This is a genomic window from Exiguobacterium sp. A1_3_1 (assembly GCF_048985645.1).
Taxonomy (GTDB): Bacteria; Bacillota; Bacilli; order Exiguobacteriales; family Exiguobacteriaceae; genus Exiguobacterium_A; species Exiguobacterium_A indicum.
On sequence record NZ_WBYY01000054.1, the window covers coordinates 1 to 17,971 of the forward strand.

At 45.4% G+C, this 17,971-nt stretch carries 16 protein-coding genes; 8 read left to right on the forward strand and 8 right to left on the reverse strand.

All coding sequences use genetic code 11. The features are described from left to right. Positions 1 to 225: 225 nt before the first annotated feature. The 5 genes from map to F8N00_RS07740 all read right to left on the reverse strand — a co-directional run bounded on the left by map (position 226) and on the right by F8N00_RS07740 (position 5,383). A complete protein-coding gene (map, locus tag F8N00_RS07720) occupies positions 226 to 987 on the reverse strand; it encodes a type I methionyl aminopeptidase (RefSeq protein ID WP_023467279.1) in 762 nt (253 codons plus the stop codon). A 13-nt stretch (positions 988 to 1,000) separates the two neighbouring features. Beyond that, complete coding sequence (locus F8N00_RS07725; RefSeq protein WP_421017991.1) at positions 1,001 to 2,191, reverse strand: EAL-associated domain-containing protein; 1,191 nt, start codon at positions 2,189 to 2,191, stop codon at positions 1,001 to 1,003. Between the two features lie 72 nt (positions 2,192 to 2,263). Then, on the reverse strand, positions 2,264 to 2,530 hold the full coding sequence (locus F8N00_RS07730) for a hypothetical protein (RefSeq protein WP_023467277.1): 267 nt from the start codon (positions 2,528 to 2,530) through the stop codon (positions 2,264 to 2,266). Between the two features lie 106 nt (positions 2,531 to 2,636). Next, entirely contained in the window at positions 2,637 to 4,196 is a 1,560-nt protein-coding gene (locus F8N00_RS07735; protein WP_035398788.1) for a DEAD/DEAH box helicase, read from the reverse strand. A 332-nt stretch (positions 4,197 to 4,528) separates the two neighbouring features. Further along, complete coding sequence (locus F8N00_RS07740; protein WP_023467275.1) at positions 4,529 to 5,383, reverse strand: CvfB family protein; 855 nt, start codon at positions 5,381 to 5,383, stop codon at positions 4,529 to 4,531. A gap of 233 nt (positions 5,384 to 5,616) precedes the next feature. Between F8N00_RS07740 and F8N00_RS07745 the strand changes: the two genes are divergently transcribed. The 7 genes from F8N00_RS07745 (at position 5,617) to F8N00_RS07775 (ending at position 13,002) form a co-directional block, all read left to right on the forward strand. After that, positions 5,617 to 5,784 carry a hypothetical protein gene (locus F8N00_RS07745; RefSeq protein WP_023467274.1) on the forward strand — a complete coding sequence of 56 codons (168 nt, stop codon included), beginning with the start codon at positions 5,617 to 5,619 and terminating at the stop codon, positions 5,782 to 5,784. A 125-nt stretch (positions 5,785 to 5,909) separates the two neighbouring features. Then, entirely contained in the window at positions 5,910 to 6,215 is a 306-nt protein-coding gene (locus F8N00_RS07750) for a hypothetical protein (RefSeq protein WP_023467273.1), read from the forward strand. A 38-nt stretch (positions 6,216 to 6,253) separates the two neighbouring features. After that, positions 6,254 to 6,511, forward strand: a complete 258-nt coding sequence (locus tag F8N00_RS07755; protein ID WP_023467272.1) for a hypothetical protein — start codon at positions 6,254 to 6,256, stop codon at positions 6,509 to 6,511. 78 nt (positions 6,512 to 6,589) lie between these two features. Next, positions 6,590 to 7,288, forward strand: a complete 699-nt coding sequence (locus F8N00_RS07760; RefSeq protein ID WP_029340873.1) for a lysophospholipid acyltransferase family protein — start codon at positions 6,590 to 6,592, stop codon at positions 7,286 to 7,288. Between the two features lies 1 nt (position 7,289). Next, the gene (locus F8N00_RS07765; protein WP_421017992.1) at positions 7,290 to 9,191 is read left to right on the forward strand and encodes an ABC-F family ATP-binding cassette domain-containing protein; all 1,902 of its coding nucleotides are present in this window, start codon (positions 7,290 to 7,292) and stop codon (positions 9,189 to 9,191) included. Positions 9,192 to 9,362: 171 nt separating this feature from the next. Next, the gene (locus F8N00_RS07770) at positions 9,363 to 11,204 is read left to right on the forward strand and encodes a diguanylate cyclase domain-containing protein (protein ID WP_421017993.1); all 1,842 of its coding nucleotides are present in this window, start codon (positions 9,363 to 9,365) and stop codon (positions 11,202 to 11,204) included. Positions 11,205 to 11,214: 10 nt separating this feature from the next. Then, positions 11,215 to 13,002, forward strand: coding sequence for a GGDEF domain-containing protein (locus F8N00_RS07775; RefSeq protein WP_035398791.1), 1,788 nt, complete (start codon positions 11,215 to 11,217; stop codon positions 13,000 to 13,002). 56 nt (positions 13,003 to 13,058) lie between these two features. On the opposite strand, the gene F8N00_RS07780 is transcribed toward F8N00_RS07775, so the two are convergent. The 3 genes from F8N00_RS07780 to F8N00_RS07790 are packed head-to-tail and all read right to left on the reverse strand — an operon-like array spanning position 13,059 to position 15,329. Beyond that, positions 13,059 to 13,703, reverse strand: coding sequence for a hypothetical protein (locus tag F8N00_RS07780; RefSeq protein WP_023467267.1), 645 nt, complete (start codon positions 13,701 to 13,703; stop codon positions 13,059 to 13,061). Then, complete coding sequence (locus F8N00_RS07785) at positions 13,700 to 14,872, reverse strand: DEAD/DEAH box helicase (RefSeq protein ID WP_023467266.1); 1,173 nt, start codon at positions 14,870 to 14,872, stop codon at positions 13,700 to 13,702. Before F8N00_RS07785 ends, F8N00_RS07780 begins: the two co-directional genes overlap by 4 nt. A 28-nt stretch (positions 14,873 to 14,900) precedes the next feature. After that, positions 14,901 to 15,329, reverse strand: a complete 429-nt coding sequence (locus F8N00_RS07790; protein WP_023467265.1) for a hypothetical protein — start codon at positions 15,327 to 15,329, stop codon at positions 14,901 to 14,903. A gap of 339 nt (positions 15,330 to 15,668) precedes the next feature. Between F8N00_RS07790 and pflB the strand changes: the two genes are divergently transcribed. Then, the gene (gene pflB / locus F8N00_RS07795; RefSeq protein WP_058713985.1) at positions 15,669 to 17,918 is read left to right on the forward strand and encodes a formate C-acetyltransferase; all 2,250 of its coding nucleotides are present in this window, start codon (positions 15,669 to 15,671) and stop codon (positions 17,916 to 17,918) included. Positions 17,919 to 17,971 lie beyond the last annotated feature (53 nt).

Here is a 17,971-nt window from a genome sequence, read left to right on the forward strand (position 1 = left end):
CGGTCGAGACACAAGCCCGCTTTCCTGCCTTATTCAAGCAGGAAAGCGGGTCTTGTTTGTCTCTGACAGCGCAAAGATGCGCTTTTTCCTGTAGGAGTTGCGTGAAACGCGTCATTCTTTTTGTTATGAAATAAGGGTGGCAGATTATCATTCTGCCACCCTTACCTTTGTGGAAACTGACTTTTGAGTCAGCCCCCTTCTCGTGTTTTACTATATGAGCTTTTCTTAGAACGATTCTTTGCCTTCGACTTTCGTCAAAATCTCATACCCGTCCTTCAAGACGACGACCGTGTGCTCGAATTGTGAGACGAGGCTCCGGTTCGGTGTGTATAACGTCCAACCGTCCCGCTCATCTTCGATACAGAACTCATCTCCTGTTGAAATGAACGTCTCGACAGCGATGACTTGGCCTTCCTTCAACAAATCATTCTCTTCACGATTGAAGTAGTTCGAGATGGATTCTGGCTCACCATGAAGTGTCTTACCGAGACCATGTCCCGCTAAGTTACGGATGACCGTGAAGCCGCTCTTACGCGTTTCGGCATAGATTGCTTTTCCAATCTGGTTGACCTTCGTTCCGGCTTTGACTTTTTCAAGTCCTTTCTCAAGCGCCGTCAATGACACTTCAACGAGTCGGACATCTTCCGGACGTTTTGCTTCTCCAGCGATGACCGTCTTCCCTGTGTCCGAGTAGTAACCGTTCTTCACAGCCGAGACATCAACATTGACGATATCACCTTCTTGAATGACATACTTCCCTGGAATACCGTGTGCTGCGATATCGTTGACACTGATACATGTCGCTCCTGGGAAATCGTACATGACGATTGGAGCAGACTCTGCTCCCTGTTCCTTCAGGATGCGTGCTCCGATGTCATCGAGTTCCTTCGTCGTGATTCCCGGTTTGACGGCATCCGCCATCTCATCGCGTGCCATGGCGACGATTCGTCCAATTTCTCGTAATGCCTCGTAATCATAATCTAACACTTTCATTTCCTCCTCATTCACTCAATCGTTCTTGATATAGATAATCTGCAGAGATATCCGCAAATAAGAACATCCCATTACTGAGCGGCATACTAAATGTCCGCGTTTGTTCACTCGAGCTGAAGTCGACGTACCGTTCGGATAAATATCCACTATGTCGTCGTTCCATCGCTACCGTCGTCCGGATGAAGTAAGGACGGAAACTCCAGTTGTACCCTTTGTAGAAGGAATACAGTTTCCACTCCCCACTCTTTTTACTGACGTTTGAAGATTGTTGGAATCCATTCGCATCCGTGATATAAAACCGTATGAATTCCGGCTCCATCTTCCGGGCGAGCGTCAGCAACCATTGATCGAGATCTTGCTCCGGCTTCAAGGACTGACAATCTTCATTAAATCGAACCGTCCAGTCTTGCTCTAGCTGAAACAAGCGATTCATCTGCTCGCGATCATATTTATAAAACATCGGGACTTCATGGATCAACACTTCCATACCAGGACAGGTCATGACCCATTCAGGTGATGCTTCTCCAAGTAGATTCCCCATGTAGTAACGTCCTCCGTGTTGCCACGCATACCGAAGTTGACCGAGATGACTGATATTCTTATACAAAAGTGGCGCTCCAAGCTGGTCGCAAAGATGCTCCATCGTCTGTAAGAGATGTGGATACGACGCTGAGACGGTCTTTTTTTCAATCATGGAGGATAAATCGACGATCAACATATCCGGCGACATCGAAAAGACACGTTCAAGACTCGTTGCTTCCGCACGGTCCAGCGCTACCTTCAGTCCAGAGTTCTGGTAATACGCGACGATCCGACCCAGACGGTCAAAATCATCGACTTGGACATCCGTCAAAGTAACGTACATCCGCTCTTTTGGAAACGACGAGTCGACCGTCCGTAAGACATGCAAGAAGTCCTCCCCACCGTTATCAAACAGCCAAGCTGGACGACAACGGATCAGAATAAACGCTTGTGCATCGGAGGGTACTTTTTGGAATGCTTGACGGACGACATGCCCCATGACTTCGAGTTGATACTCGATTGGAACATCGTCTTCCTGAAAAAATGGTTTTAACGGTTCTCCACGAAAATGGGACTGGATTTCATACCCTTCCACCTTAAAAGGGGCAGCGCCTACGATCGGTTGAAACCATGCCTCTATCTCTTCGGGATGAACGATGACATCTAATGCATCCATTCTATTCCCCCCTTGTACTCTTGTTCTATCTTAACAAAAAAAGAGCCTCTCTGTAACGAGAGAGCCCCTGTTTTACGATAACGTCGTATCTTTTCGCAATGCGATATACAAGTACACACCGAATGTCGCCGTCAAGTAGATGATACTCAGGACACCGTATTGGATTCCGACGGCTCCTCCCTTACCGATGGCTAGCACAAGAAAGATGATGCCGCCAAATAATAAGGTCGCCAACGGAATATAACGAAAATGTCCTTTTGTCGTCCGCTCACAAATCTTTTTCGTCGCGACGATCAGTGCAACGAGACAGACGGATGCTGCTACATAAATGGTATACACGAATGATTCAGCCCTCTCCCTATCGTTCATGGCTCATTTTATCATGACCGCTCAGATAAATCATAAAAAAGAACCGACTTGTCTGTGACAAATCGGTTCGAATCGTTTACTTTTCAAAACGTGGTTTACGTCCACCACGGTTACGATCGCTTTCGCTACGGTTGCTACGTCCAGCATAACCGCCTTCACGACGATCTGATGAAGAAGATGAACGACCACCTTCACGACGCTCGCCACCGCGTGGGTTGTTTCCACGGTATCCGCCACTGCGGTTGCCGCTTCCACTTCCACCTTTGTTTCCGTAAGGACGACGGTTTCCACCACCGTTGCTACCGAAACGTTTCACGCGGATTGGTTCGATTGAAGAGATTTGGACTGGTGTTGCATCCGGCTCTTTCGTCAATCCTTTAAGTGCTGCTGAAAGAAGTTCCACTGCTTCGTACTCTTCTAAGAGTTCTTGTGCAAGTGTCGTATATTCTTTTGAGTCTTTTGCTTCAACGCGTTTGATGAGTTCTTGTGCAGCAAGCTTCAAGTTGCCTTCTAAGATTTCATCAAGTGTTGGTGCATGACGACGTGACATTTTTTTGTTCGTGACACGTTCGATTGTTTTGATTTGACCGAATTCACGTGGTGTAACGAATGTGACAGCCGATCCTGTTTTACCAGCACGACCCGTACGACCGATCCGGTGAACATAGCTCTCTGGATCTTGTGGGACGTCGAAGTTGTAGACGTGTGTGACACCAGAGATGTCAAGACCACGTGCTGCAACGTCTGTCGCGACGAGGATATCAATCGTTCCTTTTTTGAAACGACGGATGACTTGGTCACGTTTTGCTTGTGTTAAGTCACCGTGTAAACCGTCAGCTGTGTATCCACGTTGGATCAAACCTTCAGTCATTTCGTCAACACGTTTTTTCGTACGACCGAAGATAATTGAGAGTTCCGGAGAATCCGTGTCGATCAAACGGCAAAGAACGTCGAATTTTTGGCTTTCTTTCAATTCGATGAATGACTGGTCGATGTTTTCAACTGTCATTTCTTTTGCTTTGACTTTGATGTGTGTCGGAGTCGTCATGAAACGATCTGCGATTTTACGAATTTGTGGTGGCATCGTTGCTGAGAATAAGAGTGTTTGACGTGTTTCAGGAAGTGCACCGAGGATTTTCTCGATGTCTTCGACGAATCCCATGTTCAACATCTCATCTGCTTCGTCAAGGATGACCGTTTGAACGTGATCGAGGTTCAACGTCTTACGGTTCATGTGGTCCATCAAACGTCCTGGTGTCGCAACGACGATTTGTGGATTTTTGCGAAGTGCGCGGATTTGACGATCGATTTGCTGACCGCCGTAAACAGGAAGTGCATGAACGCGTTTTACTTCACCGATCCGGTTCAATTCTTCTGCTACTTGGATTGCGAGCTCACGTGTTGGAGCAAGAATCAACGCTTGGATGTTGCGTGATTTTGCGTCAAGACGCTCGATTGTTGGGATACCGAATGCTGCAGTTTTACCAGTACCTGTTTGTGCTTGACCAATTAAGTCAACGCCGCTGAGTCCGACTGGAATTGTTTCTGCTTGGATTGGTGTTGCTTCTTCGAAGCCCATTTTTAGGACACCTTTGATAAGTGCCTCACTAAGATTTAATTCACGAAATGTTGTCAATGCTAAATACTCTCCTTTGTCATATGAAAAGCGTCTGCCACTAAACAGACGCTACCGTAACGAATACAATCGACTACCTATTATAACAGAATCTATCACATAAAGATAGAGTGGTTTCTCTTATAATAATGTTTAGGGAAGTCACCATCATAATCGTTGCCATAAGGGCGAGGGAAAGGCGAAGTGCCCGGACCGTGCGATGTACGTCATCGCGTGCCCCCACTAGTGATGGGGTATATTCAGTAAATGGTCGCCGGTAATCAAACCAGCCGCAACCACCAAAATGATGAATTCCTTACTATCTATTCGAAACGCAGGCTTACTCGGTCCGATTATTTCGTCAACCGAATACCCGTTTCATTTTTTTCTATTTTTTTATCTTTCAACAGGCGACCGAGCGCTCGTTTGAATGCTGCCTTGCTGAGACCGAATACTTCATCGATCGTCTCGGGAGCTGTCTTATCACCATACGGCATCTGACCATCATGTTCAAGTAGATGGTTCAGAATCAACTCCGCGTCTGTATCAATGGCTTCAAAGGCACGTGGTCGTGCTGAAAGTAATACTGTACCATCTGGTTTTACATTTGTCACTCGTAATTTCAAGACTTCTCCAAGACGCGGCCAACGTTCCATCTCACGTTCATGCAAGAATCCGATCGATTGATCGTTGACCCAGACGTTAACGCCTGGTTCACGTTGTGAGAAGACGAGACCTTCGACGTCCATGTTGTTCCACTCCTCTGGAGCTGGCTTCGCACGTAAGTTGAAGTATGCATAAGGTGCAGGGTCTCCGAGTAACCGAAGCTTCTGATCATGTTTCAGACGAATGAAGAGTTGATCGCCTTCTTCTGGCCAGAACATCCGGCGCTGCGGCAAATCGTCGAGTGAGACGAGAACGTCTTTTTGAATACCGATGTTCGCGAACACTCCTGTGTTATAGCGTGTTCCATTAATCGTCGTCTTGACATAGTCTTCAAATGAAGCTTCTGGAATCGTCATCGATGATGCTAGACGCCCTTCATTATCTTGATACAAGAAGACTTCTACCTCTTCATCGAGGGCTACTTTCCGTGTTTGTTCATTGTTATGCAACAACACGTCTTCATTTCCATCTGTCAGAAACACTCCGAACTCTGCTTCGCGTTCTACTTTTAATGTGACAACCTGTCCTGCGCGTAATCCCATTTCGGGTCATCTCCTCTCTGTACTTGAATCGATTCCAGTTCTTGTGAATCGTTCTGCTGTTCTTTCCCTACCATACTATACTCTTTTTCCATTCATCTCTGATATCGACACAATGGTGACAGTTGTGACATATTTGTGAACGGAACACATTTGCGTGATTTTTTTGAAAAAAAGATATATGATTAAATAACAGGAAAAAGAAGGTTTAGTTTAGGTAAATATGGGGGATAAAAATGTTTCATAACATTCAATCGCGTTCGTTCGCACGACGCTTCACGAAAACATTGGTTTTTGCATTTTTTGCGTTCCTTGCTACGATTGGAATTGTCTTCGCAGAAGGATCGAACAGTACGGATATGACACCGAAGACACCAGCGCTTCAGCAAATCGATCGCCCTTAAAATCTACACCTTCCGTGTGGATTTTTTATTTTTTCCGGACATTTACAGGACGATAAAGGAAAATTGCGTTTGACCTCGAATTAAATGAACATGCCATCATTTTAATTTTTGAGGAGGAAACGGACGTGCTCTTCTACTTATTTACGACGATTACGGGTCTCATCACTACATACTTAAGTTTTGTTACCGGTTATTATACGAGTTCGATCGGTGTGTTCGTCTTTACACTAGCGATTTGTCTGTCACTATCATCGATCCGCCAGTTGATCCGTACGTCCTATCTGACTTACATTGAATACATTCAACACCGTCGTGTCAAAAAACAGTACGAACGGATGAAGAAACGAGAACAATCTTATCAAATCGGCTATCCTCATCGAGATTCGAGTACACCACTTGCATTCTCCGCGACAGACCAGCATGATAAGTAAAGAACACGATTTCATCACCTAGGAGGAACAGATTCATTATGAACGAAATCCCTTTATCAAACGGTTGGACACTTCGCTACTCTCCTGTCATCGATTTATGGTTGAAGGAAGATGGCGTACTGCTCGTAGATCACGAAGATAAGGTCCGCTTGACTCTCATTTTGGATGAGGAAACGATGGAAATCAAACAGATCGACAATACGAACGCCACGTTCTCTGTTGATCCGACGACACGTCGCCTCACCTTTGAACTTGGAGAAAGCGAAGAGGAATCTGAGCCTCGTTACTGGGAATAATCACGCAGACTGGGTGCGACGCCCGGTCTTTTTTTGTACAATAACATCAGCAATGAAAAAAGGAGCTGTCACTTCACCATGATACGTACTGTCATATGGTTCATTTATTTTGGACTTGTCTTACCCTGTACCTTACCGTTTTTACCTAGTGCAAAACGTCGAACGCACCTCGCGCGCTATGCATTCGTCCAGCGTGTAGCAAGTGCCTGGGCAAACTCTCTTCTCCGACTCGCTGGCGTTCGTGTCAACGTGACGGGTCGTGAGCATATCCCGGCAAACGAACCCGTCGTCTTCATCTCGAATCACCAAGGGAACTTCGATGTTCCGATTCTACTTGGAACAATCGATAAACCGAAAGCATTCATCTCAAAAATCGAAGTGAATAAAATTCCGATCGTCAATGTTTGGATGAATCTGATGGGATGTGTCATGATTGATCGAAAAGATCGACGCCAATCGCTGAAAGCGATTCGTTCTGGTGTCGAGACGATCAAGGACGGACAATCGATGATCATCTTCCCGGAAGGAACACGCTCCAAAGGCGGTCCAATGGCGGAGTTCAAAGCGGGAAGCTTCACACTCGCGACCTCAAGTGGTGCTCGCGTCGTACCCGTCGCAATTTCGGGAAGTTATCGTGTCATGGAGGAAACGGGTAAGATTCGCCCTGCCACGGTCGACGTTACGATCTTACCGTCGATTGATCCGAGTACGATGACACAGAAAGAACTCGTCCAAACAGTCGAACAGCAAATCAAACAGATTGTAGAAGGTGTCTAATATGTTAATGAAAGCAGAAAATCTCAAAAAAGAATTTGCCGATAAAATCGTCTTCGAAGATGTGACATTCTCCGTCTCACCTGGCGACCGGATTGGCATCATCGGCGTCAATGGTACCGGTAAGTCGACTCTCCTGCATATCTTGGCAGGTAAAGAGACGGCAGACGCTGGTACGATGCATCACCCGAATGATTATCGGGTCCGCTTGCTATCGCAAACGACCGATTATCCGGAAGACCAAACGGTCATGGAAGTACTATTGTCTGGTGATACACCAACGATTAACGCCTTACGTCACTATGAAACGGCGCGTCTAGCACTCGAACAAGATCCGACGAGTGAAACGTTACTCAATCGCTTCATCATTGCTCAGACAGAAGTCGATGCTGCGCAAGCTTGGGACACGGAATCACGCTTAAAAATGATTTTAAACAAACTCGGTATCCTCGACTTGAACGCGTTGATCGGCTCGCTTTCCGGAGGACAACGCAAGCGTGTCGGACTCGCTGAAGCTTTACTTGATGAAGCCGATCTTCTCCTGCTCGATGAGCCGACGAACGAACTCGATGCTGAGACGATCAGTTGGCTTGAGACTCAAATCAAGGAATACCGTGGTGCGATTCTACTGATTACCCACGATCGCTATTTCTTGAATCGTGTGACGAATCATATGATGGAGATCGCGAACGGTACGGCTTATTTCTATGTCGGAAACTATGAATCGTTTCTTGAGAAACGTGCCGAACGTCGTGAACGGACAGCATCTATGGAAGAAAAACGTCAAAACATCCTCCGTCGCGAACTCGCCTGGTTGCGTCGCGGAGCAAAGGCGCGGACGACGAAACAAAAAGCTCGGATCCAGCGCGTGGATGCTTTACAAGACCTCTCGTACGAGGAAGAAGAATCAACACTCGAAGTACAGGTCGGTTCGACCCGTCTTGGTAAAAAAGTCATCGAAGCGCATGACGTCTCCCATCGATTTGGTGAACGGACCCTTTTTGAATCGTTTAACGCTCTGATTGGACGGAAAGAACGGTATGGCATCGTAGGGCGAAACGGGAGTGGAAAATCAACACTTCTTTCAATCCTTGCGCAACGCTTAGAACCAACAACCGGTGAAATCATTCACGGCGAAACGGTGAAGATCGGCTTTTATGGGCAATTTGCCGAGTTCACGCATCCCGAACGCCGTGTCATCGATGAGGTCGAACGGATCGCAAAAGTCATCACGACACTCGCTGGTGAGGAGATCACGGCAAGTCAGATGCTCGAACAGTTTCTCTTTAAACCGGAAGCCCAATATAAACAAATCGGTAAGCTTTCCGGCGGCGAAAAACGACGTCTGAAATTGTTGACGATTTTGATGGAAGAACCAAACGTCCTCTTCCTTGATGAGCCGACGAACGACTTGGATACTGAGACGTTATCCGTCCTCGAAGATTATTTAGAATCATTCCCAGGCACCGTCATCACGGTCAGCCACGATCGCTACTTCCTCGACCGGGTCGTCAATCGCTTGATTGCATTTGAAGACGGGAATGTCGTCTTTTATTATGGACAATATACAGACTATCTTGAGCAAATGACAGCACCCGTTCCATCAATCGTTGTTGAAAAGACGGTTGAGGTTGCTACAGCACCAAAGATAGAGACGCCAAAAAAACTAAGTTATCAGGAACAACAAGATTGGGCAATCATTGAACAACAAATCGAAGAAAGTGAGACAGAACTGGAGCAATTAGAAGCCGAACTTGCTTCGGCAGGAAGCGATCTTGGTAAAGTCAATGAACTGTATCAAGCCATTGAAAAAACGAAAGCGATGCTTGATGAACGGATGGAGTATTGGACGTACCTTTCTGAAAAAATCGAGGCATTTGAAAACTATCGTCAATCTAATCAATAATTTCGATAAGCGGAGTTCTTCCTTAAAGAAGAACCCCGCTTTTTTCATGAAATGGGAATCACCTCTTATTTTCATTTTAAATCTGAAAATAAATGTGAATTCAAACTAAATATCGGGTAATGTTATAGCATATTTCGTTTTTATGGAAGGCTTGCGAAAGGAGGAGTTCCGGTGAAACGGATCGTTCAAAACATCTACCCTACCGTCGCATTCTACTTAGTTGTCACGTACACCCTGCTCTGGCTATTACCACAAGATCGCTCGTTACAACTTTCAGCGATCATTAGTCTAGTCGGTTCTTTCGTCATTTTCCTACTTAGTCAATCGAAGGCTTTCAAACAATCTTCCATTCCATATAAATGGTTATCGGTCGCCTTTTTCTCGTATTTTCTAGGCGATTTCCTCAATATGATTGGTCGTCTTTTTCAATGGAACGCTGTTAACCTGAACGTCTTACTGGATTTGCCTTACACGGTTCATTTAACGATGATAGTCATCTTCTTATTTCGGCAGTTGGATTTGACTTTGTTTCAAAAACAAAAATTATTGATTCTTGATTCTTTAACATTGTTCACTGTATCGATGATTGCTGGATACATCGCTATTTTCCGCTTTGTCCCCTCTTATACGCGAACGGTGCTCGAGCAAATCAGTTGGACCTTCTATGCCTTCTTGACGATTCTGTTGACGCTGTTCTTTTTCTTACTTTATGCTTCTGGACTAAAGCGAAACGTATCGAGATTAGGATTCCTCTTTCTCGTACTCGGAACGTTCGTGCTCGGTATGACGAACTTTATTTTTTATACGTTGTTATTGAACGGTGAACCGCGAATGGCTGGTTTATTGCTTCCGCTATACCCACTCAGCGGACTCTTCATCCTTGCCTTCATGAATACTCGCGCTCTTCCCATCAGTCATGAACAACAAGCAACTCTTCTTCGGGTCGAAACACTTACGCGTTCCTTGATGTCGTACATCTTATTATCTGTACTGATTCTCTATATTACATTCTTCCCTGTCTCCCAAACCTTTTTCTCACTTTCCGTCGGCATTACGTTTTTATTATTTTTAACACGACAGCTTTTTTCATATCAGGAAAATCTGCGGTTGTTACAGGAAACAACAGCATTGCAAACGAATCTAGAAGACATCGTCCATCAAAAGACAGCACTCTTACAGTTACGTGAAAAAGAACTAACGTCGCTTTTTCTATCTTATCCAGAAGTTGTTCTTGAAATCGATGCTACGTATCAGATTCGATCTGTCAATCCAGCTGCTGTCGAAGCTGGATGGAGCGATTTACCGCTCGGACCGAGCCAACGGCTACAACTCGATCGACTCATTCCATTGATTCAACAAGCGCAGCTGATTTATCCCTCTCATTTGCTACATGTACCGGCCACGGAGGAACATCCGGAAATCTTTTTGAATACGACAATCATCGATATCCCGGATCACCAGCGCTATTTCGTCATCTTGGCGGATATCACGGAAGATTATCAACAGGAAGTATGGCTAGAACGTATGGGGTATCATGATTCGCTCACGCATTTGCCAAACCGACGTTACTTCGAGGAACAACTTTATCTAACTCTGCCGACGTTAGAATACGGCTCCTTACTATTCATTGATTTAGACGGTTTCAAACAAATCAATGACACTTATGGGCATGATGTTGGTGACCTAGTGTTACAAGAGACGGCGAGCCGCCTTCAATCGATGACGACGTCAACTGATCTCGTTGCACGTCTTGGAGGAGATGAGTTCTTGATCTTCATTCAGGCATCTGCTTCGGAAACACGTCAGTTTGCCGAACACGTTCTCGAAGTTCTAAATCATCCGTTCTATATTCAGACACATACGCTTCAAGTCACACCATCAATCGGAATTTCCTTATACCCTGAAGATGGTAAAAGCTCAGAACAATTATTGATTCGAGCAGATGAAGCCATGTACCATATTAAGAAGACCGAAAAAAACAATTTTTTGTTCGCTACTCAAATTAAACGTTAGGAGGGAGTCCATGCTTAAATCGAACTATTTCATCCGTTGGTTTCCTGCCATGCTCGTCATGTCTTTTGCTCTAATGATCCTTGCCACATGGACCCCTTCCATCTCTAATCGGATCGTTGAACAAGTACTACAGTATGCCTCTCTTGGATTGATTGCTTATTTTATTCTTACTGCTTATCGTAAGGAACAAGCATTAGTCGTACCAAGACGAAAATTCTGGCTGATCGCTTTAGGATCACTAGTTTTATCCTGTATCGGTTCCGTTCTTGAGACATTACATTTCTTCAATCCAGACTTTCCAGTTCCATCTATTTATAGCCTAATTTTATTTTCAATATCCCATTACGTATTCTTATACGCGATTTTTTACCGAATCATCACAAAACGGACACTCGGACAACACGTACTCGCTTTCGTCGATGCCGCGATCATCGTCGTTTTCATTGGACTTGTCGCGTTTCACGTCCTCAATGAATTGACGAATCCTGGACTGCAAACTGTTCCTTATGCCATCATCGTCATCACGAATACATCACTCGGTTTATTCGTTTTCTTCTATTTCACGTTCATCCAAGAAACCCATTGGGTATCAAGGATGGCATTGTTCTTATTGTTTTTATCCATTTTTATTCGCGGTATCTACGAAGTCTCAAGTGTTTATTTCCCGGACTTCTCAGCGAATTATCTATTGTTTTTCCCGATCTTGATCCGTTTGGTGCAAAGTGCAGCTATTCTATGGCATATTGATCATATCGAAGAAGGAACCACTCGAACGACGGTCATTCCCCGTTCCTGGCTCCCTCTACTGGCCGTTCCTTTATTCATTCATTACATGGTGGAACGAGAAGGCGGAAAGCTCGATATCTTTATCATTTTAGTTTTACTAATCATTCGACAAATCTTGATTGCTCGTCAGCATGGGTTGATCGTCGCACAATTACACGAACGGAATGAACAACTCGCTTCACGCATCGAACATCGAAAACAACAAATTAAAGATAGCGAACAGCAAGTCATCCCACTCTTTCTCGGTCACCCTGATCCGATGATTCGACTCGATCAATCCGGAACGGCACTATACGCGAACTTAGCTGCCCAACGTCTGTTTCATTTACCCGACATGACGATTGAACATATTCCTCGTACGATGCGTCACCTATTAGAAACACTTGAGACAGATATCGATGAGTATGAAGATGAACAACATAGACGATATGAGATCATTGATATTCCGATTCAAATTGCTGCCACCTCGATGGGACGTTTCACGATTTTACATGACGTCACTGAACGAAAGCTCCGGCAAAAACGGATCGAATACCACGCCTACCATGACGCCTTGACAAGTATCGGAAACCGTCGTTCGTTAGAGCGAGATTTTTCGAACCATCTCCTCGAGATGAATTATCTTGCGGTAGTCGATTTAGACGGTTTTAAGCAAGTCAATGATACGTATGGTCATGAAGCAGGTGATTACGTATTGATCGAGGTCGCGAAACGATTGAGCGAGCATACGAATTCTTTAGAACAGGTGTATCGACTTGGTGGAGATGAGTTCGCGATCCTCTTACACGCCGATGATGAACTGTCCTTACGTCGAAAATGTAAATCCTTCTTACACTTTTTAAGACGTCCTTACGTCTATAAAGGACAATCCTTATTCGTCTCTGCAAGCATCGGTGTGACCGCGTGTCATAAAGCTGATCTTGAAACATGCTTAAAGCAAGCCGACCTTGCCATGTATCGCGTGAAACATCGGGATAAAAACGATGTCGCCCTATATCGAGCAGATTCTTGAAAAAAAAACCTAGAACACATTGATCATAATCGGTCATGTGTCCTAGGTTTTTTCGATTATTCTTCTGGTCTCGGCGCAATGTTGCCTTCTTCGATATCGAGGAGTAAGTCGATCAATTCCGCACAAAACTCAGGGTACTGGCGAAGCAACGCGTCTTCTCCTACTTCATCCACGAAATCTGTCAACAAAGCGAGGACTTCTGGTACCAGTGCGCGCGCTACTTTCATGTAGGCAATCGCAAAGCGCCACTTCCCAGAAATGTAGAGCAGTTTTCCAATCAACAAATCACCTGGTTCGACTTCAATCTCAGACAAATCCGTTTGATACGTCTGTTTTGACATCAAATCAACGACACCATCCGCCTCGACTTGAAACAGCGAGGGCATCGGGTCCGCTAATCCACGCAAGGCACGATAGAGGCTAGGCGATAACTCTTCTTTGACCTGCTCAAGAAAACGACCGTGCGGCGTTTTTCCTTGATCATCCGTCTCATAGAAGATGGCCCAATCTACGAATAAGTCCCGGAACAACTCAGCATCTTTTAAATACCAACGTCCCTCCGTTGCAATCTCTTCTATGAAAGCGACCCAATCCGTACTACGTGCTGTCGCTGCTTCTTGATACATCTTCTTCAAGGCTGCATTCATTTCCGCTTCAGAAACCGTCGTCGGAAACGGAATTACTTTTCGATCGTTCTTCATTTCGATCGCCCTTTCCGGTGAGGAGTAGCCGGTCGTTTAATCGTCTGAGGTGCTGTGAATTCACGTTTTGGAATGACTTCCCCACGGTAAATTTCCATTGCTTCCATCTCGACGCCCATTTGCTTCGCAAGTGTTTTTAAGTGTTTTAAGTCTTGATCCGTAACAAGAGCAAGTACCATTCCGTTCGCATTTCCACGTCCCGTCCGACCTGAACGGTGTACGAAATCGTCAAGCGACTCCGGTAAATCGTAATGGACGACATGCGTGACTGCTTCGATATCTAGACCACGTGCCGCAAGACCTGTCGTGACGAGTAAAGGAAACTCTCCTTTTTTGTAAGAACGTAATGTCTCCATTCGCTCTCGTTTTCCTTTTTCAGCATCCAAAATCCGATATTTCAATGAGAATTTACTCAACTCACCATTCAATGGTCCGAGGAAGGAGCGGTTGTTGATGAATGTCAGTACTTTTGATCCTTGCATGTTCGCCAGGCGACGTAACAATTCCGGCTTCTGACGACGTGAAGTCTCCAAATAACCGAATGTCACTTGTGTGCTGACGGCACGCTCAACCCGAATCGTCTCAGGGTTGTTTGCAAGCGTCCGTCCCCATTCTGCTGTCCGTTCCGGCAATGTCGCGGAGACGAATGCTAACTGACGATCGCGTAGTGCACTGTTTGCGATTCGCGTCGCCGAGTCACTCATACCACTCTCATAGATTTGATCCGCTTCGTCCAAGACGATCAATTTCACCTTATGCATCTTTAGCTTCTTCGAATCGATCAACTCAACGAGACGCCCAGGTGTACCAACAATGATTTGTGGTTTTTTCTTCAATCGTTCATATTGTCGTTTTAATTCAACACCACCAATGAATGCACCGGATTTGATACCACTTCCTTGAGCAAACAATTGAATGACTTGATGAATTTGCATGACGAGTTCCCGTGTTGGTGCCGTGATCACGACTTGCACGTGTGGTTCTTCTACTTCAATCTTTTCTAAAGCTGGAATGACATAAGCAAGCGTCTTCCCTGTTCCTGTTGGCGCTTCAGCCAGGACATCTTTTCCTTCGCGCAACAACGGAATCGCTTGTTCTTGAACAGGCATCAACTCGGTAAAGCGCGCCCGTTCCCATGCTTCCTGTAAAAATGGTTTTGTAAAGTTCATAACGATTTCTCCTACTCTCTTAATTCCATCATGCCGTTACGTATTCGACATGATCTCCTGATGCATCACGGTATCCCCGTAATGTCTGTGTATATTCATTTCCTGCGTCGAGCAATCGAATGTGGAATCGAATCTCGCTTTCACCGGCTTCTTCTTCTAAAATCTCGAATCCTTGGATGACACGATCCTGTAATTCTGCAGCGAGTGCCGGGTACTCCGCAAGACTCGCATACGTCGCTTTTACGTCAACCGGACGACGAACAAGCGCAATCCAATACGATTCATCATAGCCGATAAAGTCTTCATAATCAAAATCATCTTCAAATCGAATCCAGAATCCATCATTTTCGAATTCCGTGATCATTCCCGTTCGCGTTGAACCGTCCGATCCGATTTTCAGCGAGACCCAGTCTCCCGACTGATACTCTCCTTGTTGTGTTAATGATACATACTCCATTTGGCACACCTCCACGTTCTATATTCCCTTTTTCATTGTCAACGATACGTCTTAAAAATACAAGGCACCGTAGCGTGACATTCCTCACAGTTTCAACTGTTCTAGTGAATCTTTTTCAAATCAACTCATACAGTTTCCAAAAAACCTTGAATTAGCAATCTAAAACTGTTTTTTTAAAACTATTTTCATATGAATACAGAAATAAAGAAAGCCCATCATATCAACGTTTGTCCACTTGTTAAAACATTCACATGAACGTAAAGGGAATCACCCCTTCCTTTTGTTACACTATTCACATAAGGAACTGATGATTAGCTCAATATTAAAGGAGTGGTATCCATGTTATTAGAAAAAACAAGTGCCTGGGCAAGCTTTACGTCTGGTGAATGGGTAAAGACGATCGATGTCGCAGACTTCATCCGACTCAATCGCACGGAATATACAGGAGATGATCACTTTTTAGTCGGTCCGACGCAAGCAACGGAACGTCTCTGGCAACAAATTCTACAGCTGACGAATGAAGAACGACAACGTGGTGGTGTATATGCCGTCGATGCTAAAACACCATCAACGATCCTCTCGCATGATGCAGGGTATCTGAATCGCTCACTTGAAAAAATCGTCGGTTTACAGACAGACGAACCGTTTAAACGTTCGATTCATCCGAACGGTGGGATTCGGATGGTGAATGATGCCCTAGCTGCGTATGGCTTTGAAGCAGACGAGACCGTCACGAAAACTTTCAGCGAGTACCGGAAGACACATAACCAAGGGGTTTTCGATGCCTATACCCCTGAAATGCGCGCTGCACGTAAAGCCGGTATTATCACCGGATTACCTGATGCTTATGGTCGCGGACGGATCATCGGTGACTATCGTCGTGTTGCTTTGTACGGAACGGCACGCTTGATCGAAGAACGTAAGAAGGATTTAAAGGCACGTGGCGGGTTCTTATCTGAATCGATGATTCGCGACCGTGAAGAGATGAATGAACAGTTGCGCGCATTAACGGAATTGACCGAGCTTGGAGCTCGCTATGGTTTCGATCTCTCCCGCCCTGCAGAAACAGCACAAGAAGCATTCCAGTGGGTCTATCTTGCCTATCTTGCTGCCATCAAAGAGCAAAACGGGGCAGCCATGTCACTCGGTCGAGTCTCGACGTTCCTTGATATTTATGTCGAACGTGATCTTGCGGCTGGTCGCTTGACGGAAGAGACTGCACAAGAACTCGTCGATCATTTCGTCATGAAGCTTCGGATCGTTAAGTTCTTACGGACACCAGACTACAACGATCTATTCTCAGGTGATCCGACGTGGGTAACGGAATCAATCGGTGGAATGAGTGAAGATGGACGATCAAACGTCACGAAAAGTTCATTCCGCTTCTTACACACTCTCTCGACACTTGGTCCGGCACCGGAACCGAATCTAACCGTTCTCTGGTCTACTCAGCTTCCACGCGGATTCAAGGAATTCTGTGCGAAGATGTCGATCGTTTCAAGCTCGATTCAATATGAAAACGATGATTTGATGTTACCGGTTTATGGAGATGATTACGGCATCGCTTGTTGTGTCTCCGCGATGAAGATCGGGAAACAGATGCAGTTCTTCGGTGCGCGAGCAAACCTGGCAAAAGCATTACTTTATACGATCAATGGCGGAATGGACGAGAAGCTCAAAATCCAAGTCGCCCCAGCAAGTCCATTGATGCTTGATGAAGTACTCGATTACGAAACCGTCATGGCGGCTTATGATCGTCAACTCGATTGGCTCGCAGAACTGTACGTCAACACACTGAATGTCATCCACTACATGCATGATAAGTACAGCTACGAACGGATTGAGATGGCTTTACATGATCCAGAAATCTTACGGACGATGGCATGCGGTATCGCTGGTTTATCGGTCGTCGCTGACAGTCTATCTGCCATCCGTTACGCAACAGTTCGTCCAATCCGAGATGCGGATGGGATTGCAGTTGATTTCAAGATCGAAGGCGAGTTTCCGAAGTTCGGGAATAACGATGAACGGGTAGATCAGATGGCGGTCGATCTCGTCACACTGTTCATGGAGAAAATCCGTAAACATCCAACGTATCGCAATGCCCTTCCGACGCAGTCTGTCCTGACGATTACTTCAAACGTCGTCTACGGTAAAAAAACAGGAAATACGCCAGATGGACGCCGTGCGGGTGAACCATTCGCACCTGGTGCTAACCCGATGCATGGACGTGACACTAGAGGAGCTGTCGCCGCACTGACATCTGTCGGAAAATTACCATATGAACATGCGCTCGACGGGATTTCCTACACGTTCTCGATCGTGCCAAAAGCACTTGGTAAGGATGAAGCCACACGCATTCGCAATACAGTCGGATTACTTGACGGATATATGGGTGGTACGACTTCAAAAGGACACCATTTGAATGTCAACGTCTTTGACCGTGAGACGTTACTCGATGCCATGGAGCATCCAGAACAATATCCACAGTTAACGATTCGGGTATCCGGTTATGCAGTCAACTTCATTAAACTGACGCGTGAACAACAGATCGATGTCATCAATCGAACGTTCCACGGTTCTCTCTAAAATGATGTGTAGTATGTGAAAGGAAGTGAGCAGGATGACCTATGGTATGATCC

Bases quoted from the DNA above. Each gene is read 5' to 3' on its own strand.
- F8N00_RS07725 (WP_421017991.1), bottom strand. From the start codon at position 2,191: ATGGATGCATTAGATGTCATCGTTCATCCCGAAGAGATAGAGGCATGG.
- F8N00_RS07740 (WP_023467275.1), bottom strand. From the start codon at position 5,383: ATGGGATTACGCGCAGGACAGGTTGTCACATTAAAAGTAGAACGCGAA.
- F8N00_RS07745 (WP_023467274.1), top strand. From the start codon at position 5,617: ATGTTTCATAACATTCAATCGCGTTCGTTCGCACGACGCTTCACGAAA.
- F8N00_RS07755 (WP_023467272.1), top strand. From the start codon at position 6,254: ATGAACGAAATCCCTTTATCAAACGGTTGGACACTTCGCTACTCTCCT.
- F8N00_RS07760 (WP_029340873.1), top strand. From the start codon at position 6,590: ATGATACGTACTGTCATATGGTTCATTTATTTTGGACTTGTCTTACCC.
- F8N00_RS07765 (WP_421017992.1), top strand. From the start codon at position 7,290: ATGTTAATGAAAGCAGAAAATCTCAAAAAAGAATTTGCCGATAAAATC.
- F8N00_RS07775 (WP_035398791.1), top strand. From the start codon at position 11,215: ATGCTTAAATCGAACTATTTCATCCGTTGGTTTCCTGCCATGCTCGTC.
- F8N00_RS07780 (WP_023467267.1), bottom strand. From the start codon at position 13,703: ATGAAGAACGATCGAAAAGTAATTCCGTTTCCGACGACGGTTTCTGAA.
- F8N00_RS07785 (WP_023467266.1), bottom strand. From the start codon at position 14,872: ATGAACTTTACAAAACCATTTTTACAGGAAGCATGGGAACGGGCGCGC.
- F8N00_RS07790 (WP_023467265.1), bottom strand. From the start codon at position 15,329: ATGGAGTATGTATCATTAACACAACAAGGAGAGTATCAGTCGGGAGAC.
- pflB (WP_058713985.1), top strand. From the start codon at position 15,669: ATGTTATTAGAAAAAACAAGTGCCTGGGCAAGCTTTACGTCTGGTGAA.